Raw genomic sequence first — 20046 nt, 5'->3', positions numbered from 1 at the left:
TGCCCGGCGGTGCCGGGCGGATGCGGACACCGTCGCCGACCGAACCTGCAGGAACCTCGCCGTATTCTTGCCCGCCCCGACTCCTCGGCCCGCTCGCGCGGTCAGGACCGGGCGAGGCGCCGCAGCAGCGAGTCGGCGCCCAGCGGGTACGCGCCGTGCCGGCGTACGCCGTCGGCGACCTCGCGGTCGGACGAGATGACGACGACCGGGCGGCCCGCCGGCTCGGCGCGGACCAGGCGGCGGATCAGCTCGTCGGCGGTCTCGCCCTTGCGGGAGAAGAGCACCCGCACGCCGCGGGGCGCGGGCGGCAGCCCGTGCATCCGTTCGGCGCCGTCGAACACGACGGTGACCTCGTCGCCGGTCTGCGCGGCGATCCCGCCCAGACCGGTGATGAGGCGCTTGCGCTGCTGCTCCAGCGACATCTCGCCGAAGCCACGCTTGGTGACGTTGTAGCCGTCCACCACGAGGTGCGCCCGGGGCAGGGCGAGCAACTGGTCCAGCCGGGCCGGGTCGTCGGTGTCGCGGGCACGGGCGGCCGGGCCGGCCGGGGCGGCGCCCGGGTGCTCGGCGAACGCGTCGGCGACGAAGTCGGCGGGGAGCTTGTCCACCGGGTCGAGCGCCAGCTCCCGGCGCAGCCCGACGGCGGCCTGACCGATGGTCTCCAGCAGCAGCCAGAGGCGGGCGTCGTCGACCGAACGCGCCTCCTTGGCGCTGGCCCGGGCCACCCCGGCGGCGGCCTCCGCCTCGGCGAGCCGGGCGCGGGCGCGGCGCAGTTCGGCGTCCACGTCGGCGCTGGCGCGCGCGGCCCGGCCGCGTTCGGTGGCCAGGAGTTCGCTGGCCTTGCGCTCACGGGTCTGCGTCTCGCGCAGGGTACGGGCCAGCTGCCGGGACTCCTCGCGGAGCTGGCCCAGCTCCTCGCGGACCCGCGCCAGCTCGTCGCGGAGCTTGTCGGCCTCGACCCGGGCCACCGCCCGGTCGTGCTCCGCACGGGTGGCCCGCTGCTCGGCCTCGCGGACCAGCTCGGCGACGACGGCGCTGTCCGCCTCGGCGCGGACCGCCGCGCCGCTGGAGTCGATCAGCTCGCGCCAGCCACGGGGCCGGGCCAGGTACGCCAGCGCGGCCACCTCGACCGGATCGGCGGCGGCCGGCGCGGTGCCCTCGACCACTGCCGCGCCGAGGTCACCGGCGTCGGCCAGCACCCGCGCGGTGACCCGCTGCCGGAACAGGGGGTCGGCGGTGAGCTGGGCGGCGATGGCCGGGGCGCCGAGTCGGGCCCGGCGGTTGGGGGCGAACTTGGCCACCCGGCGCAGCGGCACCGGCACCTCGTCGGCGGGCAGGGTGGGCAGCACTGCGGCGGTCAGCGCCACGATCCGCTGCCGGACCGGCTCGGGCAGTGTCGGCTCGGGCTCGACGGCATGGTCGCCACCCGAATCGCCAGGTGTGTCACCGCTGTCCGGGTCGCCCACGGCACCGTCGCCCGCGACCGGATCCTCCTGCGGGAGGTGGTCGTCGTACGGCTCGGTGAGGGGCATGTGGCAAGTCTCCCACCGCGACCGGGCCCACCGCCCGTTGGTGAGCCGATCTCTCATCCTAGCCCCATGGTGACTGCTGGGACCGCTGCGACGGGAGTGTCGGACCGGGGCGCTAGCGTGCCGCCGATGGCACAGGCGGAGTACGTCCAGGAGTCACTTGCCGGTCTCGACCCGGCGGTGGGCGGGGTGGACCCGGCCCTGCCGCTGTACGCGACGACCTTCGTGGTGGTCGACCTGGAGACCACCGGCGGCGCACCCGACGGCGGCGGCATCACCGAGATCGGCGCGGTCAAGGTGCGCGGTGGCGAGCACCTGGGTGAGCTGGCCACCCTGGTCAACCCGGGGCAGCCGATCCCGCCGTTCATCACCGTGCTGACCGGGATCACCCAGGCCATGCTGGTGCCGGCGCCGCCGATCGAGCAGGTGCTGCCCAGCTTCCTGGAGTTCATCGCCGACGCGGTGCTGGTCGCCCACAACGCCCCGTACGACGTGGGGTTCCTCAAGGCCGCCTGCGCGAAGCACGGGCACCGCTGGCCCAATCCGCGTGTGCTGGACACGGCGGCGCTGGCCCGCCGGGTGCTGACCCGCGACGAGGTGCCCAACCGCAAGCTGGGCACCCTGGCCGCCTACTTCCGCACCGCCACCCAGCCCACCCACCGGGCGCTCGACGACGCGAAGGCCACCGTCGACGTGCTGCACGGGCTGATCGGCCGGCTCGGCGGTCACCGGGTGGACACCGTCGGCGACGCCATCGAGTTCGCCCGCGCGGTCACCCCGACGCAGCGTCGCAAGCGACACCTGGCCGAGGGGCTGCCCAGGGTGCCCGGCGTCTACATCTTCCGGGCCGCCGACGACCGGCCGCTCTACGTCGGCACCTCGGGCGACATCGCCACCCGGGTGCGCAGCTACTTCACCGCCGGCGAGAAGCGCGCCCGGATCTCCGAGATGCTGGCCGCTGCCGAGCGGGTCGAGGCGGTGGAGTGCGCCCACTCGCTGGAGGCGGAGGTCCGCGAGCTGCGGTTGATCGCCGCGCACGCTCCGCCGTACAACAGGCGGTCGAAGTACCCGGAGCGGATGGTGTGGCTCAAGCTGACCGACGGTCCGTACCCCCGGTTGTCGATCGTGCGCGACATCTCCCCCACGGACACCGCCTACCTCGGACCCTTCACCTCCCGGCGGGCCGCCGAGCTGGCCGCCGCCGGCTTCCACGACGCGGTGCCGCTGCGCCAGTGCACGCACCGGCTCTCGCTGCGCACCGTCACGCCGGCCTGCGCGCTGGCCGAGCTGGGTCGCTGCCCGGCACCCTGCGAGCACAAGATCACCCCCAAGGAGTACGACGACAGAGCAGCCGGTCCGTTCCGCACCGCGACAGCCAGCGACCCGCAGCCCGTGGTGGACGCGCTGCTGGCGCGGATCGACGTGCTCGCGGCCGACCAGCGTTACGAGGAGGCCGCCGTGGTGCGGTCCCGGCTGGCCGCGGTGCTGCGCGCCACCGTGCGGATGCAGCGGCTGGCGGCGCTGACCGGGATCGTGGAGCTGGCCGCCGCCCGACCGGCCGCCCGTGGCGGCTGGGAGCTGGCCCTGGTCCGGCACGGTCGCCTGGCCGGGGCCGGGGTGTCCCCGCCCGGCGTCCACCCGCGACCCACGCTGAACGTCATCCGGGCCACCGCCGAGACGGTGTCGGGCGGGCACGGCCCGGTGCCGTCGGCCACGGCCGAGGAGTCCGAGCGCATCCTGTCCTGGTTGGAGCGGCCGGAGACCCGGCTGGTCGAGATGTCGTCCGGTTGGTCCTCGCCGGCGGGCGGGGCGGGCCGCTTCCGTGACCTGCTGGCGAAGGCCGAGAGCGGCGCGTCGCACCAACTCTCGACCGAACGCTCATGACCAACTGACCGATCGGACTACGTCGACTCCCTTAGGCTGTTAGAGAAGTGCAGTCCTGCCCGTTTCGTGGGCCTGCTCCCGATCGCCCGGTCCGGCGGTCGCGGAGCCGGGGTGAGGAGGTGTCCCTCGTGGACGTCGACGCCGGACACGGCGCCGCCCTGGGGGGCGCCCTGCCGACCCGGTCGGGTGAGCTGCCCCTGACCCGCCGACTGCGGTCGTTGCTGACCTGGCCGACCACCGACTCCGACCCGGTCACCCACCTGGTCCGCACCCATCGGGGCATCCACGCGGGCACCGATCCCGCCGTGCTGCGCCGCGCGTACACGATCGCGGAGAACATGCACCGCGGCCAGTTCCGCAAGAGCGGGGAACCGTACATCACCCACCCGCTCGCGGTGGCGCAGATCTGCGCCGAGCTGGGCATGGACACCACGACCCTGGTGGCGGCGCTGCTGCACGACACGGTCGAGGACACCCGCTACACGCTCCAGGCGTTGTCGGAGGACTTCGGCGGCGAGGTGGCCCACCTGGTCGACGGGGTGACGAAGTTCGACAAGGCGTTCTACGGCAAGGCCGCCGAGGCCGAGACGATCCGCAAGATGATCGTCGCGGCCGCCAAGGACGTCCGGGTGCTGATCATCAAGCTGGCCGACCGGCTGCACAACATGCGCACGCTCGGTGTGCGCTCCGCGGCGTCCCGGGAGCGGATCGCCCGTAAGACCCAGGAGGTGCTGGTCCCGCTCTGCGACCGGCTGGGCATCCAGACCCTCAAGCGCGAGCTGGACGACGTGGTGCTGCTGCACCTGGAGCCCGAGGAGCACGCCCGGCTGGCCCGGCACGTGCACGACCGGCCCGGGTGGGACTCGTACCTCGACGCGGTGGTGACCCGGGCCCGGGTGGCGCTGCGCCGCAGCCGGGTCGACGCCGAGGTGAGCCCGCGCCCGCGGCACCTCTACTCGATCTGGAAGGACACCATCGCCGGCGGCCACACCGCCCCGTACGACCTGCCCCGCATCTCGGTGGTGGTCGACGGCCCGGCCACCGACTGTTACGCCGCACTGGGCGCGATCCACGGCACGTGGCGGCCGATCCCGGGCCGTTTCAAGGACTTCATCGCCTCACCCAAGAACAACCTCTACCGCTCGCTGCACACCAGCGTCTGCGGCCCACAGGACCGCACGGTGGAGGTGCTGATCCGCACCGAGGAGATGCACCGCTCGGCCGAGTACGGCATCGCCGCCGACTTCCGCTTCCCGCGCTCGGGCAGCGGCGGCGCAGCGGCGCGCGCCGAGCAGTTGGACTGGCTGCGCCGCGTGCTCGACTGGGAGCCGGACGCGGCCGACCCGGCCCAGTTCTACGAGTCGCTGCGCTGCGACCTCGCCGAGGGCCAGATCCAGGTCTTCGCCGACGGGCGTCAGGTGGTGCTGCCGGCCGGCGCCACACCTGTCGACCTGGCGTACGAGCTGGGCAGCCAGCGGGGCGACCACTGCCTCGCCGCCCGGATCAACGGCCGGCTCGCGCCGCTGAGCTCGGAGCTGGACGAGGGCGACGTGGTGGAGATCTTCACCGAGAGCGACGGCGACAACGGCTTCGAGGCAGGCGTGGCGCCACGCGGCCCGCGCAAGGAATGGCTGGGCTTCGTCAAGTCGCCGAACGCGCAGATGCAGATCAACAGGTGGTTCGCCGAGCACACCGAGCCGGGCATCACGATCAGCGACAAGGTCCGCCTCGGTCGGGCCACCATCGGGCTCGCCCTGCGCCAGCACAACCGCGGCCTCGCCAGCGACCTGCCGCTGCTGCGGCTCTCCGAGGAGCTGGGCTATCCCGACCTGGAGACCCTGCTGGTCGCGGTCTTCGACCGGGTGATCGAACCGGACACCGTGGTACGCCAGCTCATCGACCTGGTCGACCATCGACAGTGACCGGCCCGGCCCCAGCGCGTCCGAAGGACATTCGTGACCACTAGCCTGGGGTCATGATCCCCCGTTCCCGCGCCACCGGTCGGGCCATCTTCTACCAGGCCTTCTACCGGCTGCCTCTGCCGGTGCGCCGTCGCCTGGTCAAGCTGGCCGTGCCCAAGTACATCGTCGGGGCGGTCACCCTGGTCCGCGATTCCGAGGCGACGGGCGCCGGCCGGCTGCTGATGCTGCGTCAACCCCCGGGCAAGGGCTGGTCACTGCCCGCCGGCCTGCTCAACCGGGCCGAGCCTCCGGTCGTGGGGGCGGCCCGGGAGCTGTTCGAGGAGTCCGGCATCCGGCTTGCACCGTCCCGGCTGCGCCCGGCGGTGCCGAACGCGATCGTGCACGCCAAGGGCTGGGTGGACATGGTCTTCGAGACGGAGATGCCGGCGTCCAGCACCGAACTGACCGTCGACGGCGCGGAGGTCTTCGAGGCCGCCTGGCATCCGCTGGACGACCTGCCCAAGCTGACCTGGCCGACGGCCCGGCTGCTCGCCTACTACGACATCGGGCCCCTGGCCGGGCAGTTCCCGCCTCCGGTGCCCGACACCGCGCCGTGAGCGCAACGGGCGGGCCGGCGGACGTCTGCGCGGTCGTGCTCGCCGCGGGTGAGGGCACCCGGCTGCGCCCGCTCACCGCGCGGGTGCCCAAGGCGCTCTGCCCGGTCGGCAACATGCCACTGCTGGACCGGGCGCTGGCCCGCCTGGCCGGCCTCGGCCTGAGCGGTCCCGCACGCGTCGCGGTGAACGCCTGCTACCTCGCCGACCAGGTGGTCGCGCACGTCGGCGATCGCGCCCACCTGTCGGTGGAGCCCGGTGACCCGCTCGGCACCGCCGGTGGGGTGGCCAACCTGCGGGACTGGATCGCCGGTCGGCCGGTGCTGGTCGGCAACGCCGACGCGTACCTGGCCGCCCCCGCCACTCCCCCGGGCCCGGACGTGGCCGCGCTGCTGGACGGCTGGGACGGGGACTCCGTACGCCTGCTCGGGCAGCCCGCCCCCGACCCGACCGCACCGGGCACCTTCGCCGGGCACTGCTTCACCGGCTTCTCGCTGCTGCCGTGGCGACTGGTCCGCGACCTGCCGGTGGTCTTCTCCGACCTGGTACGCGCGGTGTGGCGTCCGGCGGAGGCGGCCGGCGCGCTGGAGGTCGTGCCCTACCCGGGCACGTTCTACGACACCGGCACCCCCGCCGACTACCTGGCGGCCAACCTGCACGCCGCGGGCGGCGACGTGCTGGTCGACCCGGCCGCCACGGTGACCGGCCGCTGCGTGGAGTCGGTGGTCGGCGCGGGCGCACGGGTCGAGGGCGACGTGCGCCGCACCGTGGTCTGGCCGGACGCCCTCGTGCGCAGCGGCGAGCGGCTGCACGACGTGATCCGGTTCGGCGACGGCGGCACGGTGCACGCCGCCGCTCACGGCTGACCCGCAGACCCGCGCCGGCGGGCGGACGGCTACCGCGCGGGAGGACGGGCGTCGGGTACACCCGACCCCGGTCCCGTCGGGAACATCTAGCATGGGCGACGACGCCGACGAACGGAGAATTGCCCCGTGATCACCGCGATCGTGCTGATCGACTGCGCCACCGACGCGATCCCCGAGGTGGCGGAGACCCTGGCCAATGTCACCGGCGTCAGCGAGGTCTACTCGGTGGCCGGGCACGTCGACCTCATCGCCATCGTCCGGGTCCGCGAGTTCGACCAGATCGCACAGGTCATCGCGGGCAGCATCTCCAAGGTGCCGGGTGTGCTGAACACGGAGTCGCACATCGCGTTCCGGGCGTACTCCCAGCTCGACCTCGAGGAGACGTTCGCGATCGGCCTCGCCGACGCCGACTGACCCGCCCGGCCGCGCGGACGGCCGGCCCCGGACGTGGCGCGGCCGGTCCACCCGCGTGGGTGGACCGGCCGTCTGCTGCCGCTACGTCAGCTCTCGCTGGGAGCGGGCCGCTCGGTGGTGCCGAGGCCCGGTTCCGGGGACTCGGTGATGCCACCCGGAGCGGGCGACTCGGTGGTGGTGCCACCCGGAGCCGGTGCCGAGGTACCCGGGCTGGGCGTACCGCTGGCGCTGGTCTGCGGGACCGGAATGCCCAACTGGTTGGCGAGCTGAACCAGCTCGTCGTAGTGCGCCTGCAGCGTCGGCAGGGCGGTCTGCGCCAACTGGACCACCGACTGCTCGGAGCCCTGCGAGATCTCCGTCTGGGTGGCCTGGATGGCCTGGACGTGACCGGCCAGCTCACTGGTCACCCAGAGCCTGTCGAACTCCGCGCCGCTGGCATTGTTCAGCTTGTCGATGACCGCCTGCTGGTCGGCCGTGGGCTCGTTCGGCAGTTGGACGTTGAGCTGGGACGCGGTCTGCTGCACCGTCTGGTCCAGCTGGGTGTGGTCGGTCTTGAACATCGCGCCCAGGTCCTTGACCCCCTGGTTCTGGCCCTTCTGCTGAGCCAGGTCACCGGCGGTGATCTCGAACAGGTTCACCTGGTGCACCGCCTGCAGATACTGGGTGTCCTGCGTCGACGGCTGTGCCGCGGCCTGCGCGGCCGCAGCCGGCGCGACACCTACCAGCACCAGCGCGGCCAACAGGCCGAGGCGTTTGAGACCCAACATGCTTCCCCCCCTTGAGACGTTGGACCGCACGGATACCCGGCTCACGGGGGTTATTCCTGCGATCGCCCGACGCGCGGGGTCGACCGGTCCCGCCGTGGCCGTCCGACTCCTGCTTGGATGGGCGCCGCGACACCGACAACGACGTGGCGCCCGCCGGAAGTCCGGCGGGCGCCACGAGGGGTTGCTGTCGGGAGGTCAGTGGCGGCTCTCGCCGCTGCCGATCTCCGCGCGTTCTCCCCGGGGCTCGACCGGCGGGTGACCCGGCGAGACCGGCGCCTCGACCGGCTTCTCGATCGGGTAGAAGAAGCCCCGGACCGCCGGGCCGAGGGCCCCGAGCCGGTTCATCTTCTTCGGCACCACCCAGCCGACGTAGTCCAGCTCGCCGTGGCCGTCCGCGTGCCCGTTCGCCGCGCTCAGCGGCTGGTGGACCTCGACGAACCGGCCGTCCGGCAGGCGCCGGATGATGCCGGTCTCCACGCCGTGCGCGAGCACCTCCCGGTCGTGCTGCTGCAGACCCAGGCAGAGCCGGTAGGTGATGTAGTACGCCAGCGGCGGGGCGATCAGCAGGCCGACCCGGCCCGCCCACGTCATCGCGTTCAGGCTGATCTGGAACTTGTCGGCGATCACGTCGTTGGCGCCCGAGAGCGTCAACACGATGTAGAAGGCGACGGCCATGGCGCCGACGGCCGTACGGGCCGGAACGTCACGGGGCCGCTGGAGCAGGTTGTGGCTCTTGCGGTCCTTGAGGTGCCGGGCCTCCAGGAACGGGTACATCGTCGACAGGCCGACCAGGATGCCGGGAAGCACGACCGTCGGCCAGAACAGCGGCGGGATGACGTACCCGTCGCCGATCGGGATGTTGATCTCCCAGGCCGGCATGAGTCGGGTCGAGCCGTCGAGGAACATGACGTACCAGTCGGGCTGGCTGGCGGCCGAGACCACCCACGCCTCGTACGGGCCGAACAGCCAGATCGGGTTGATCTGGAACAGACCGCCCAGCAGCGCGATGACGCCGAAGACGACCATGAAGAAGCCGCCCTGCTTCAGCGCGTAGCGGGGGAACATCCGCTCGCCGACCACGTTGCCGTTGGTCCGGCCGGGGCCGGGCCACTGGGTGTGCTTCTGCTTGAAGACCAGGCCCAGGTGGGCGCTGATCAGCGCGAGCAGCAGACCCGGGATCAGCAGGACGTGGGCGATGAAGAACCGGCTGATGATGATCGTGCCGGGGAACTCGCCACCGAAGATCGACGACGTGAGCCAGGAGCCGATCACCGGGATGGACAGCATGATCGCCGAGGCGATCCGCAGACCGGTGCCGGACAGGCCGTCGTCCGGCAGCGAGTAGCCGGTGAAGCCGGCCAGGAAGCCGACCCAGAACAGCAGCGAGCCGATGATCCAGTTGGTCTCACGCGGCTTGCGGAACGCGCCGGTGAAGAACACCCGCAGCATGTGCACGACGATCGCGGCCATGAACAGCAGCGCCGCCCAGTGGTGCATCTGCCGCATCACCAGGCCACCGCGGACGTCGAACGACAGGTCCAGGCTGGAGGCGTACGCGGCGGACATCGGGGTGCCCTGCAACGGCGCGTAGCTGCCGTCGTAGACCACCTCGGTCATCGCCGGCTCGTAGAAGAAGGTGAGGAACACACCGGTCAGGAGCAGCACGATGAACGAGAACAGCGCGATCTCGCCCAGCAGGAACGACCAGTGGTCCGGGAAGACCTTGTTCAGCAGCCGACGGAGCGGGGTGGCCACCTGGAAGCGGTCGTCCACCCCCACCGCGGCCTTGCCCGGCGTGGCTGCCAGGTCAAACTTTCGACGCTTCATGGCCGCTCCCAGAAATCAGGCCCGACGGTCTCGGTGTAGTCGGACTTCGCCACGAAGAAGCCCTCGGAGTCCACCTCGATCGGCAGCTGCGGCAGCCGCCGGCTGGCGGGGCCGAAGACGGGCCGGGCGTTGTCGGTGATCAGGAACTGGGACTGGTGGCACGGGCAGAGCAGCCGGTTGGTCTGCTGCTCGAAGAGGCTCGCGGGGCAGCCGGCGTGCGTGCAGATCTTGGAGAACGCCGCGTAGTTGCCCCACATGTAGTCGCCGTGGCCGACCCGCTCGTTGGCCCGGCGCGACTCCTGCGCGTCCGAGTCACGCAGGTGGATCAGCAGCGTCGGCGAGTCGGCGTGCCTGTTGCTCACGCCGTGCTCGATGCCCGGGAAGACCGTCAACTGGCCGCCGGTGCTGATGTCCGCCGGGCGCACCGGGCGGCCGTCCTCGCGGACGAGCCGGATCCGCTGGCCGCCCTCGGGGGTGGCGAAGCCGGTGGTGAACATCTGGTTGTTCTTGTGCGGCTGCGAGATCAGGCCGCCGACCAGCGGCGCCGCCGCGACCGCGGCGACCGGCGCGAGACCGGCCAGCAGCGAGATGCCGAGCAGGGGACGACGCTTCACACCCAGCTCGTCGGCCATGTAGAGCATCGTCTGGCCGGTGATGGTGCGACCGTCGGCGTCCACCGCGCCCTCGTGCCGGTCCTGGATCGAGACCTCCTTGGGCAGCAACTTCTTGCCCCAGGTCAGGATGCCGAAGCCGACGGCGAGCAGCGCGATGCCGAGGGTGGCGCCCAGCAGCGGCGTGTAGAACTTGTCGCCGCCGCGACCCGGCGCGTACTGCCAGGGCCACCAGATGTAGATGGCCAGGAACGCGGTCGCCGCCAGGCCGGTGATCAGGAAGAAGCCGGCCACCACCCGGGTCAGCCGACGCTCGGCCTTGGTGCCGGGCAGCACCTGCGGCTCGTAGTGCACGATCTCGATGTCGTCCCGACGCGCGCCCTCACGGACGATGTCGAACCGGGTCAGCCTGGGGTCGTTCACGTCGAGCGGCTCCCGGCCCTGCGGGGCCTGGTGCTCGGTGTGCGTGCTCATGCCGTCACCTCGCTACGGGTGGCGCCGAGCGGCACCACGGCACTGAATCTGACGATCCGCTCGGTCACGACTTGCCCGCAATCCACAGGCTAGCGAACACGAGCGCCACAATGCCAACCAGGAAGATCGCCAGGCCCTCGGTGGACGGCCCGTACCGACCGAGGTTGAACCCGCCCGGGTCCTGGTCGGTCTTCAGCGTCTCCTGGATGTAGGCGATGATGTCGGCCTTCTGCTCCGGCGTGATCTGGTTGTCGCCGAACACCGGCATGTTCTGCGGGCCGCTCAGCATCGCCGCGTAGATCTGCCGGTCGGTGGCCGGGTGCAGGCTCGGGGCGAACTTGCCCGACGAGAGCGCGCCACCGCCACCGCCGAAGGCGTGGCACTGCGAGCAGTTGATCCGGAACAGCTCACCGCCGGCCGCGACGTTGCCGCCGTCGCGGAGGTCGTCGCCCTCGGGGACGACCGGGCCGCCACCCAGCTCCTGGATGTACTGGCCGAGCTGACGGGTCTGCTCGTCGGTGAAGACCGGCGGCTTGCGGTGCGCCTGGGCCTCCTGGCGGGCCAGCGGCATCCGGCCCGAGCTGACCTGGAACTCGACCGAGGCCGCGCCGACGCCGATCAGGCTCGGCCCGCGGCCCTCGACGCCCTGGGCGTTGCGTCCGTGGCAGGTCACACAGCTCACGTCGAACAGCGCCTTGCCCTCGGCTGCGGCGCCGGTCAGCGGCGGATTGTCCTGCGCCTGCGCACCGGGGGCGAAGACGGTGTAGGCGCCGCCGGCGAGCATCAGCGCGGCGAACAGCCGGACCGCGGCGCCCAGCCGGCGGCGGCCCCTGCTGCGCGCGGCGGGCCGCCCGCGCAAGCGCGCGAGCAGACCGCGTCGGCGGTCGTTGTCAGAAGTCATGAGCTGTGTCCTTAACCGGTTGGACCTTGTCTCAGGGGACGGAGCAGCGGCGCGGTTCGTGACGCGCCAAGATCACTGAAGCCAGTAGATCATGGCGTACAGGCCGATCCACACGACGTCGACGAAGTGCCAGTAGTACGACACGACGATCGCCGAGGTCGCCTGCGCCGGGGTGAACCGGCCCATGGTCGTGCGGACCATGAAGATGATGAAGGCGATCAGACCGCCGGTCACGTGCAGGCCGTGGAAGCCGGTCGTCAGGTAGAACATCGAGCCGTAACCGTCGACGTTGAGCTTGACGCCGTCCTCCACCAGGTGGCGGTACTCGTTCACCTGGCCGAGCACGAAGATCAGGCCCATCACGAAGGTGACGGTGAACCAGCGACGCAGCGCGTGCACGTCACCCTTCTCCGCCGCGAAGACGCCGAGCTGGCAGGTCACCGAGGACAGCACGAGGATCACCGTGAAGGTGGTCGCGTACGGGATGTTCAGCGACTCGGTGTGCTTCTCCCACTGCTCCGGCGCTGCCGCACGGATCGAGAAGTACATCGCGAAGAGCGCCGCGAAGAACATGAGTTCGCTGGAGAGCCACACGATCGTCCCGACGCTGACCATGTTGGGTCGCGTCAGAGAGTGGATCCGGCTCTTGTCAATGGCTGGGGCCGCAGTCACGCCGTCATTATTGCCCCTGACCGGGGCCGGCGATCAGCGGGGTGGCAAACCTGCGCCTTCCGTGGCCCGGGCGTCAGGGTCCGGTTCGCCTGGCCTAGCCTGAAAAGCGTGCTGCACGTCGATCTGATCCTCGCCGCCACCTCGGCCGTCCCGGCCGATGTGCTCGCGGCCACTCCGGCCGGCCCGTCGGTGCTCGCCGCCGGGGCCGGGGCGACCCCGCCGCCGTTCACCGTCGGCGCGGTGCTCACCGAGACCCGGCTGGACAGCTGGCTGGCCCTGGGCCTGGTGCTCGCCGCCGGCCTCTACCTCTACGGGGTGCACCGGCTGCGCCTCCGCGGGGACCGCTGGCCGATCGCCCGTACGGCGTTCTTCCTCGGCCCCGGCCTCGGCGGCATCGCGCTGGTCACGGTCAGCGGGCTGCACGCCTACGACACCGCGCTGCTGTCGGTGCACATGGTCCAGCACATGGTGCTCTCCATGGTGTCGCCGATCTTCCTGGCGCTGGGCGCACCGATGACGCTCGCCCTGCGGACCCTGCCCGTCGGGCCGCGCAAGCGCCTCCTGGCGATCGTGCACAGCCGCGTCGCCCGGGTCTACAGCTTCCCGCTGGTGGCGTTCGCCATCTTCGTGGTCAACCCGTTCGCGCTGTACTTCAGCGACCTGTACCGCTTCACCCTGGAACACGCCTGGGCGCACGAGCTGGTGCACGCGCACTTCATCATGACCGGCTGCGTGTTCTTCTGGCCGCTGCTCGGCCTCGACCCGCTCCCGGGCCGCTGGCCGTACCCGGCACGGGCCCTGCTGATGCTGCTCTCCGTGCCCTTCCACACCGTGCTCGGGCTCACCATCATGCAGAGCACCACGCTCTTCGGCGGCGACTGGTATCCGTCGCTCAACCTGAGCTGGGCCGACCCCAAGGCCGACCAGGTGGTCGCCGGGGGCATCCTCTGGGCCGGCGGTGAGTTCGTCAGTGTGACCATGCTCGCGGTGCTGGTCGTGCAGTGGGTGAAGCAGTCCGAACGGGAGGCCCGCCGGGTGGACCGCGAGCTGGACCGCCAGGAGGCCCGCGAGCGCGCCGCCGACGCCGCGACGACCTGAGCTGCGCAGACGGTACGCCAGCGGCCGAGCGTCGGGCGGGATGTCGACTACGTCACGTCGACCGGTACGATCGGCGGGCAGCTACGAGGTGGGAGCCTGTCAGCCATGAGCGATCGTCTGTGCACCGTCCTGCTCTACAGCGACGACCCGCAGGTCCGTGACCGGATGCGGCTCGCTGTCGGCACCCGGCCCGCCCCCGGGCTGCAGATCGAGTTCGTCGACGCGTCGACGTACGCCGAGACCATCCGGCTGGTCGACGACTACGAGATCGACCTGCTGGTGCTCGACGGTGAGGCGAGCCCCGGCGGCGGCATCGGCATCGCCCGCCAGATCAAGGACGATCGGGACGACGCCCCTCCCACCTGCCTGGTGATCGCCCGCGCCGCGGACCGATGGCTCGCCGCGTACGCCGAGGTCGACGCGACGCTGGTGCACCCGCTCGACCCGGTGACCACCGGCAGCACGGTGGCCGAGCTGCTGCGGACGCACGCACCCGCCTGACGTCCCCCGCTCTCCGGCACCGACACGGCGCCGGACCAGCCGGCGCCGATTCCAGCCCACCCGCACTTCGTACGCTCGGGAGGCCCGCAATGGGCGATCGGACCTGGCCGCACCTGCTCAACTCGCTGCTGCGCGGCGAGGAGCTGTCCACCGCCGACACCGCCTGGGCCATGGGCGAGATCATGGCCGGCTCGGCGGGCGCCGCGCAGGTCGCCGGCTTCGCCGTGGCGCTGCGGGCCAAGGGCGAGACCTCGGCCGAGCTGGCCGGCCTGGTGGAGACCATGCTGAGCCGGGCCGTTCCGGTCGACCTGCCCGACGACCTGCGCTCGACGGCGCTCGACGTGGTGGGCACCGGCGGTGACCTCGCCCACACGGTCAACATCTCCACCATGGCCGCCCTGGTCGTGGCGGGCGCCGGTGTCCGGGTGGTCAAGCACGGCAACCGGGCGGCGTCCTCCTCCTGCGGCACCGCGGACCTGCTGGAGTTCCTCGGCGTCCCGCTCGACCTCGACCCGGACGCCATCGTGCGCTGCGTCACCGAGGCCGGGATCGGGTTCTGCTTCGCCGCCCGGTTCCACCCGGGAATGCGGCACACCGGGCCGGTCCGCCGGGAGCTGGGCGTCCCCACCGTGTTCAACTTCCTCGGCCCGCTCACCAACCCGGCCCGCCCCCGCGCCGGCGCCGTCGGCTGCTTCGACGCACGGATGGCGTCGGTGATGGCCGGCGTGTTCGCCGCCCGGGGTGACTCGGTGCTGGTGATGCGCGGCGAGGACGGGCTGGACGAGTTCACCACTGCCGCGCCGACCCGGGTGTGGGCGGCACAGGGCGGCACCGTACGCGAGGCTGTGCTGGACGCGACCGACCTGGGGGTACCTCGGTCCACCCTCGGTGACCTGCGCGGCGGTGACGCCGCGTACAACGCCGGCGTGGCCCGTCGCCTGCTGGCCGGTGAGACCGGCCCGGTCCGCGACGCGGTGCTGGTCAACGCGGCGGCGGCGCTCGCGACCCAGGGTCCGCTGGACGGCGACCTGACCGAGGCGCTGCGCGCCGGCCTGGACCGCGCCGCCGAGTCGATCGACTCGGGCGCGGCGGCGGCCACCCTGGACCGCTGGATCGAGACCGCCACCACCGCCGAGGCGGCCACCACCGCCTGATCCGCAGTCCGGGACGCGCGCGTCCCGGGCGATCCAACCGGGGTTCCTGGACAGGTGTCCGGCCGAACGCGGGGTGGCCCACGTCCGGGTGGCGTCGGTGCCCGGCGGACGGTGCGCGGACGGCCGGCGCGGAGATTTGTCGGACCCGCGTGGGAAACTACAGGCGAGTAGTTCTCCGCTTCCGATGTGCGTCGCTGTCGCATTTCGGCTGCGGCTCGCCTGGAGTGAGAGGAGACGCCCGTGTCGCACCGCGATCTCTACTGCGACGTCTGCGAGGGCGTGGCACCGTTCGAGGCGCCGCCCTGCGCTGACGGCCACGGCAGCGACTGTCCCGAGCTGATCTGCACCGGTTGCGGCGCGGCCGTGGTGATCGCCACGTTCGCCGCCCCCGTCACCCGGCTGGCCGACCGCCGCCGTCGCCAGCCCACCCGGCGCTACGCCGCCTGACCCGCGCCGCCCGACCCGCGCCGCCTGACCCGCGCCGCCCGACCCGCGCCGCCTGACCCGCGCCGCCCCGAGCGGCCCCGCGACGCCGGTGGGCCGCCGCCCCCACCGCGCCGACGCGGTCGCATCCGGATGCGCCACGACGAAGGCCCGCTCCCCCGAGGAGGGTGCGGGCCTTCGTGGCGGTACGGGATCGGTCGCGCCGGGCGACCGGGTGGATCAGTGCTCGGCCGTGCGCCGGGTGCCGGTGTAGTACTCGAACAGCAGGCCACAGGCGGCGAAGACGACCGCCACCAGGCCGGCGCCGATCAGCCAGAACTGCCAGAACACCATGCCCAGCGCGGCGATCGCGGCGGCCAGCGCCAGACCGAACGGCCAGTAGCTGCCCGGGCTGAAGAAGCCGACCTCACCGGCGCCATCGGCGATCTCGGCGTCCGGCCGGTCCTCCGGGCGCAGATCGATACGGCGGGAGACGAACCAGAAGAAGCCACCGCACATCGAGCAGAGCAGGAACGACAGCAGCAGGGCGACGGTGCCCACCCACTCGATGTTGCCGGACTCACCGTGGGTCCAGGCGCCGTAGAGGATGGTCGCGCCGAAGAGGAACCCGGCGATGATCAGGAAGATACGCCACTCGGTCTTCATGCGGCTGCCTCAGCTTCCCGTGCCGGCCGGAGCGTCGTCCGGGTTGAAGTTGCTCTGCGTCCGTCGGGTGTCGAACGGCTGCGTGGTCTCCGCGTACGGCTGCTCGCCGATCGCGGCCAGCGCGTCCTGAGTCGACTTGCCACTCTGCTTCGCCGCGAGGAACTGGTCGTACTTCTCCGGCGAGACCACCCGCAGTTCGAAGTTCATGAACGCGTGGTAGCTGCCGCACAGCTCGGCGCAGCGGCCGACGTACGCGCCCTCGGCGTCCAGGCTGGAGACCTCGAAGACGTTGCGGATCTTGCCCGGCATGACGTCCCGCTTGAACAGCAGCTCCGGCACCCAGAAGGAGTGGATGACGTCGCGGCTGGTCTCCTCGAACCGGATGGACCGGTTGGTCGGCAGCACGAGCACCGGGATGACCTCACTGGTGCCGAGCGTCGACGCGGTGGTCTTGGCTTCCGTGCCCTGACCGTCGCGGTAGTTGAACTGCCAGTTCCACTTGAAGGCGACGACCTCGACCGTGACGTCCGGGTTCTTCGACAACTTGTCGACGTCGGTCTGCACGATCGCCGTGTAGTAGAAGAGCACGGATACGATCAGGATCGGCGCGATGGTGTAGAGGAACTCCATCGGCAGGTTGTAGCGCGTCTGCACCGGCAGCGCGTTGCCGCGCTTGCGGTAGCGCACGACACACCAGAAGATCAGGCCCCACACGAAGACGCCGACCGCGAGCGCGGCGACGCAGGAGGCGATCCACAGGTCGTACATCCGGTGCGACTCGGCCGAGATGCCGCCCTGCGGCCAACCGAAGCCGTCGAACGTCTGGCCCACGTCACAGCCCGTGAGCAGAACCAGCAGTGCCACGCCCCCGAGACCGAGCCCGGCCAACCGACCAGCACCGCGTCCCCGGCGTCCACCGACCCCTGGGGCAGCACCGTGCCGTACGGCCGACGGCCGTACCTCCGAACTCCTTGCGACCACCTGGTCCTGCCTCCCTAGCGCGCCGCGGTGCGTCTTTCCTGCGCACCGGCGGCAAAGGCGTCACCGACGGTCGCAGATTACTCGACCATGACGGACTCGGCCGTGGTGGGGTCACTGTCCGCCCCCATCGGGGGGATCCTGGGCATAACGTCGCGATAGCGTACTGATCCGTGAGTGCCTCTTCGGTCTACCTGGACGCGGCGACCGCCGCGCCCCTGCATCCGGTCGCCCGGCAGGCGCTGCTGGCCGCCCTGGAGGACGGCTGGGCCGACCCGGGAAAGCTCTACAGCCAGGCACGCCGTGCGCGGCAACTGCTCGACGCCGCCCGCGAGGCGGCCGCGCAGACGCTCGGCGTCCGCGCCGACGAGCTGTCCTTCACCAGCAGCGGTACGACCGCAGCCCACGGCGCGGTGCTCGGTGGCCTGGCGGGACGGCACCGGGCCGGGGCGACCCTGGTGCACTCCGCGATCGAGCACTCCGCAGTCCTGCACGCCGCCGAGCGGCACGTCGCGGCCGGCGGCGTCGCCCACGCGGTGCCCGTCGACCGGGTGGGTCGGCTGGATCTGGCCGAGTGGTCGACGGCCGTCCGGGCGCCCGGCGTCGCGCTGGCCGCGCTGATCACCGCCAGTCACGAGGTGGGCACCGTGCAGCCGGTCGCCGAGGCGGCGGCCGTCTGCGCCGACGTCGGGGTGCCGCTCTACGTCGACGCGGCCCAGTCGGTCGGGCGGGTGCCCCTGCCGGCCGGCTGGTCCATGCTCAGCGCCAGCGCCCACAAGTGGGGCGGGCCACCCGGGGTGGGGCTGCTGGCGGTCCGCAAGGGCACCCGCTGGGAGTCGCCCTGGCCGGCCGACGAGCGCGAGGGTGGGCGTACCCCCGGGGTGGTGAACCTGCCCGCGGTGGTGGCGGCGGCGGCGAGCCTGCGCGCGGCGGCGGCCGACGCGGCGGCCGAGGAGGCCCGGCTGGCGCCGCTGGTGGACCGGATCCGGGCGCGGGTGGCGGCCGAGGTGCCCGACGTCGAGGTGGTCGGCGACCCGGTCCTGCGCCTGCCGCACCTGGTGACGTTCTCCTGCCTGTACGTCGACGGCGAGACGCTGCTGCACGCGCTGGACCGGCGGGGGTTCGCGGTGTCGTCCGGCTCGTCCTGCACGTCGTCCACCCTGCGGCCGTCGCACGTGCTGGAGGCGATGGGAGTGCTCTCGCACGGCAACGTCCGGGTCAGCCTGCACCGGGACACGACCGAATCCGACGTCGAGCGGTTCCTCGCCGAACTGCCCGGGATCGTCGCCGGGCTGCGCGCCGACGCCGGGGTGGTGGGGCTGTGACGATGCCGGACGAGGTGCTCGACTGCCGGGGCCAGCGCTGCCCGCTGCCGGTGATCGCGGCGGCCCGCCGGATGCCGCAGGTGCCGGTCGGCACGGTGGTCCGGGTGCTCGCCGACGACCCGGCCGCGGCGGTGGACATCCCCGCCTGGTGCCGGATGCGCGGCCAGGAGTTCCTCGGCGCGGTGACCGGCCCGGACGGCCCCGCCTACGACATCCGCCGCACCCACTAACCCCACCCGGCCCCGCGATCCCGCCCTCGCCCTCGCGATCTTGCACTTTCTGCCCTGACAAACCCGCGCATAAGCCGCGAAACAGCGACAGAAAGTGCAAGATCGCGGTGCCGGGCGGGGCAGGGCGGGGCGGGGCGGGTTACGGGAGGAGGTGGGGGCGGATCTCTTCGGCGGCGGCGTCGCCGTAGGACTCGGCGAGGCGCTTGACGAACAGGTCGCGGCGGACGTCGTACTCCTGGGTGCCCACCGTCTCCAGGACCAGCGTGGCCAGCAGGGAGCCGACCTGGGCGGCCCGCTCAAGGCCGAGGCCCCAGGAGAGCGCGGTGAAGAAGCCGGCCCGGAAGCCGTCGCCCACCCCGGTCGGGTCGACCGCCCGGATCTCCCGGGCGATGGGCACGTGGATCGGGTCGATGCCGCGGCCGGCGATCTCCACGCCGTCCTTGCCCAGCGTGGTGACCCGCACCTTGACCAGGTCCAGCAGCTGGTCGTCGGTCAGCTGCGCCTTGCTCTGCAGCAGCGACTTCTCGTAGTCGTTGGTCATCAGGTACTCGGCGCCCTCGATCAGCGCCACCACGTCCTCGCCGGGCATCCGGGCGAGCTGCTGGGAGGGGTCGGCGGCGAAGGCGTACCCACGGCTGCGGCACTCGGCCGAGTGCCGCAGCATCGCCTCCGGGTCGTTGGCGCTGACCAGCACCAGGTCCAGCCCGCCGAGCCGGTCGGCGACGGGGGCCAGCTCGATGTTGCGGGCCTCGCTCATCGCACCCGCGTAGAACGACGCGATCTGGCACATGTCGGTGTCGGTGGTGCAGACGAACCGCGCCGTGTGCGCCACCTCACTGATGTGCACGGAGTCACAGTCCACGCCGTGCCGCTCCAGCCAGGAGCGGTAGTCGGCGAAGTCCGCGCCCACCGCCCCGAGCAGCACCGGGCGCAGCCCGAGCTGCCCCATGCCGAAGGAGATGTTCGCCGCGACCCCGCCACGGCGGAGCACCAGGTCGTCCACCAGGAAGGAGAGGGAAACCTTGTGCAGCTGATCGGCGATGAGCTGGTCGGCGAACCGACCCGGGAAGCTCATCAGGTGATCGGTGGCGATCGAGCCGGTCACGGCGATCTTCATGTCAACCCTCAGGGTCGGGAGCAGGGCGCGGTCAGCCTACCGGCCCGGCAACCCGGACGTGTCCGGTCGGTCGGGCAACGGCAACCGCCCGTCC

The 20046-nt window shown here is 72.2% G+C and carries 20 protein-coding genes; 11 read left to right on the top strand and 9 right to left on the bottom strand.

Annotation, left to right across the window (positions count from 1 at the left end; all coding sequences use genetic code 11):
• Positions 1–101: 101 nt before the first annotated feature.
• Complete coding sequence (locus AB0B39_RS21730; RefSeq protein ID WP_357575194.1) at positions 102–1532, bottom strand: NYN domain-containing protein; 1431 nt, start codon at positions 1530–1532, stop codon at positions 102–104.
• A 126-nt stretch (positions 1533–1658) separates the two neighbouring features.
• Between AB0B39_RS21730 and AB0B39_RS21725 the strand changes: the two genes are divergently transcribed.
• The 5 genes from AB0B39_RS21725 (at position 1659) to AB0B39_RS21705 (ending at position 7208) form a co-directional block, all read left to right on the top strand.
• Positions 1659–3413, top strand: coding sequence for a DEDD exonuclease domain-containing protein (locus tag AB0B39_RS21725; RefSeq protein WP_357496713.1), 1755 nt, complete (start codon positions 1659–1661; stop codon positions 3411–3413).
• A gap of 128 nt (positions 3414–3541) precedes the next feature.
• Positions 3542–5335, top strand: coding sequence for an HD domain-containing protein (locus tag AB0B39_RS21720; RefSeq protein ID WP_357496809.1), 1794 nt, complete (start codon positions 3542–3544; stop codon positions 5333–5335).
• A 53-nt stretch (positions 5336–5388) separates the two neighbouring features.
• Complete coding sequence (locus AB0B39_RS21715) at positions 5389–5931, top strand: NUDIX domain-containing protein (RefSeq protein ID WP_357575193.1); 543 nt, start codon at positions 5389–5391, stop codon at positions 5929–5931.
• A complete protein-coding gene (locus tag AB0B39_RS21710; protein WP_357575192.1) occupies positions 5928–6794 on the top strand; it encodes a sugar phosphate nucleotidyltransferase in 867 nt (288 codons plus the stop codon). The genes AB0B39_RS21715 and AB0B39_RS21710 overlap by 4 nt, the downstream gene beginning before the upstream one ends.
• Before the next feature lie 126 nt (positions 6795–6920).
• On the top strand, positions 6921–7208 hold the full coding sequence (locus AB0B39_RS21705) for an Lrp/AsnC ligand binding domain-containing protein (RefSeq protein ID WP_007463184.1): 288 nt from the start codon (positions 6921–6923) through the stop codon (positions 7206–7208).
• Between the two features lie 86 nt (positions 7209–7294).
• Here the strand turns inward: AB0B39_RS21705 and AB0B39_RS21700 are convergent, their stop codons facing one another.
• From AB0B39_RS21700 to AB0B39_RS21680, 5 genes are all read right to left on the bottom strand, one after another.
• Positions 7295–7975 carry a DUF4142 domain-containing protein gene (locus tag AB0B39_RS21700; RefSeq protein ID WP_234586977.1) on the bottom strand — a complete coding sequence of 227 codons (681 nt, stop codon included), beginning with the start codon at positions 7973–7975 and terminating at the stop codon, positions 7295–7297.
• A 195-nt stretch (positions 7976–8170) separates the two neighbouring features.
• The gene (locus tag AB0B39_RS21695) at positions 8171–9802 is read right to left on the bottom strand and encodes a cytochrome b N-terminal domain-containing protein (protein WP_357496710.1); all 1632 of its coding nucleotides are present in this window, start codon (positions 9800–9802) and stop codon (positions 8171–8173) included.
• A complete protein-coding gene (locus AB0B39_RS21690) occupies positions 9799–10887 on the bottom strand; it encodes a Rieske 2Fe-2S domain-containing protein (protein ID WP_234586981.1) in 1089 nt (362 codons plus the stop codon). Before AB0B39_RS21690 ends, AB0B39_RS21695 begins: the two co-directional genes overlap by 4 nt.
• 64 nt (positions 10888–10951) lie before the next feature.
• Positions 10952–11788 (bottom strand): cytochrome c, encoded by an 837-nt coding sequence (locus AB0B39_RS21685; protein ID WP_357496707.1) that lies wholly within the window; start codon positions 11786–11788, stop codon positions 10952–10954.
• Positions 11789–11860: 72 nt separating this feature from the next.
• Positions 11861–12460, bottom strand: coding sequence for a heme-copper oxidase subunit III (locus AB0B39_RS21680; RefSeq protein WP_039906645.1), 600 nt, complete (start codon positions 12458–12460; stop codon positions 11861–11863).
• A 108-nt stretch (positions 12461–12568) separates the two neighbouring features.
• Between AB0B39_RS21680 and AB0B39_RS21675 the strand changes: the two genes are divergently transcribed.
• From AB0B39_RS21675 to AB0B39_RS21660, 4 genes are all read left to right on the top strand, one after another.
• A complete protein-coding gene (locus AB0B39_RS21675; RefSeq protein WP_357496705.1) occupies positions 12569–13558 on the top strand; it encodes a cytochrome c oxidase assembly protein in 990 nt (329 codons plus the stop codon).
• 105 nt (positions 13559–13663) lie between these two features.
• On the top strand, positions 13664–14059 hold the full coding sequence (locus AB0B39_RS21670; RefSeq protein WP_007463197.1) for a hypothetical protein: 396 nt from the start codon (positions 13664–13666) through the stop codon (positions 14057–14059).
• Between the two features lie 89 nt (positions 14060–14148).
• A complete protein-coding gene (gene trpD / locus AB0B39_RS21665) occupies positions 14149–15213 on the top strand; it encodes an anthranilate phosphoribosyltransferase (protein ID WP_234586988.1) in 1065 nt (354 codons plus the stop codon).
• Between the two features lie 240 nt (positions 15214–15453).
• A complete protein-coding gene (locus tag AB0B39_RS21660) occupies positions 15454–15660 on the top strand; it encodes a hypothetical protein (RefSeq protein ID WP_357496702.1) in 207 nt (68 codons plus the stop codon).
• Positions 15661–15876: 216 nt separating this feature from the next.
• Here the strand turns inward: AB0B39_RS21660 and AB0B39_RS21655 are convergent, their stop codons facing one another.
• Positions 15877–16302 carry a cytochrome c oxidase subunit 4 gene (locus AB0B39_RS21655; RefSeq protein WP_234586992.1) on the bottom strand — a complete coding sequence of 142 codons (426 nt, stop codon included), beginning with the start codon at positions 16300–16302 and terminating at the stop codon, positions 15877–15879.
• Positions 16303–16311: 9 nt separating this feature from the next.
• A complete protein-coding gene (gene coxB, locus AB0B39_RS21650; protein WP_234586994.1) occupies positions 16312–17283 on the bottom strand; it encodes a cytochrome c oxidase subunit II in 972 nt (323 codons plus the stop codon).
• Between the two features lie 170 nt (positions 17284–17453).
• Here coxB and AB0B39_RS21645 point away from each other — a divergent pair, with 170 nt between their 5' ends.
• Positions 17454–18605, top strand: coding sequence for an aminotransferase class V-fold PLP-dependent enzyme (locus AB0B39_RS21645; protein ID WP_357575191.1), 1152 nt, complete (start codon positions 17454–17456; stop codon positions 18603–18605).
• Positions 18602–18835, top strand: coding sequence for a sulfurtransferase TusA family protein (locus tag AB0B39_RS21640; RefSeq protein ID WP_234587002.1), 234 nt, complete (start codon positions 18602–18604; stop codon positions 18833–18835). Before AB0B39_RS21645 ends, AB0B39_RS21640 begins: the two co-directional genes overlap by 4 nt.
• 139 nt (positions 18836–18974) lie before the next feature.
• Here the strand turns inward: AB0B39_RS21640 and AB0B39_RS21635 are convergent, their stop codons facing one another.
• Positions 18975–19952: a carbohydrate kinase family protein gene (locus tag AB0B39_RS21635; protein WP_234587004.1), complete on the bottom strand. Its 978-nt coding sequence runs from the start codon at positions 19950–19952 to the stop codon at positions 18975–18977.
• Positions 19953–20046: the final 94 nt, after the last annotated feature.

This window comes from Micromonospora sp. NPDC049114 (genome assembly GCF_040648635.1).
GTDB lineage: Bacteria > Actinomycetota > Actinomycetes > Mycobacteriales > Micromonosporaceae > Micromonospora.
This window is presented reverse-complemented; position numbering and strand designations above follow the sequence as displayed.

What these genes read in the sequence shown, in the direction of transcription:
- AB0B39_RS21700 (WP_234586977.1), bottom strand. Translation starts at nt 7,975, where the DNA reads ATGTTGGGTCTCAAACGCCTCGGCCTGTTGGCCGCGCTGGTGCTGGTA.
- AB0B39_RS21655 (WP_234586992.1), bottom strand. Translation starts at nt 16,302, where the DNA reads ATGAAGACCGAGTGGCGTATCTTCCTGATCATCGCCGGGTTCCTCTTC.
- AB0B39_RS21725 (WP_357496713.1), top strand. Translation starts at nt 1,659, where the DNA reads ATGGCACAGGCGGAGTACGTCCAGGAGTCACTTGCCGGTCTCGACCCG.
- AB0B39_RS21730 (WP_357575194.1), bottom strand. Translation starts at nt 1,532, where the DNA reads ATGCCCCTCACCGAGCCGTACGACGACCACCTCCCGCAGGAGGATCCG.
- AB0B39_RS21685 (WP_357496707.1), bottom strand. Translation starts at nt 11,788, where the DNA reads ATGACTTCTGACAACGACCGCCGACGCGGTCTGCTCGCGCGCTTGCGC.
- AB0B39_RS21690 (WP_234586981.1), bottom strand. Translation starts at nt 10,887, where the DNA reads ATGAGCACGCACACCGAGCACCAGGCCCCGCAGGGCCGGGAGCCGCTC.
- AB0B39_RS21670 (WP_007463197.1), top strand. Translation starts at nt 13,664, where the DNA reads ATGAGCGATCGTCTGTGCACCGTCCTGCTCTACAGCGACGACCCGCAG.
- trpD (WP_234586988.1), top strand. Translation starts at nt 14,149, where the DNA reads ATGGGCGATCGGACCTGGCCGCACCTGCTCAACTCGCTGCTGCGCGGC.
- AB0B39_RS21635 (WP_234587004.1), bottom strand. Translation starts at nt 19,952, where the DNA reads ATGAAGATCGCCGTGACCGGCTCGATCGCCACCGATCACCTGATGAGC.
- AB0B39_RS21715 (WP_357575193.1), top strand. Translation starts at nt 5,389, where the DNA reads ATGATCCCCCGTTCCCGCGCCACCGGTCGGGCCATCTTCTACCAGGCC.
- AB0B39_RS21695 (WP_357496710.1), bottom strand. Translation starts at nt 9,802, where the DNA reads ATGAAGCGTCGAAAGTTTGACCTGGCAGCCACGCCGGGCAAGGCCGCG.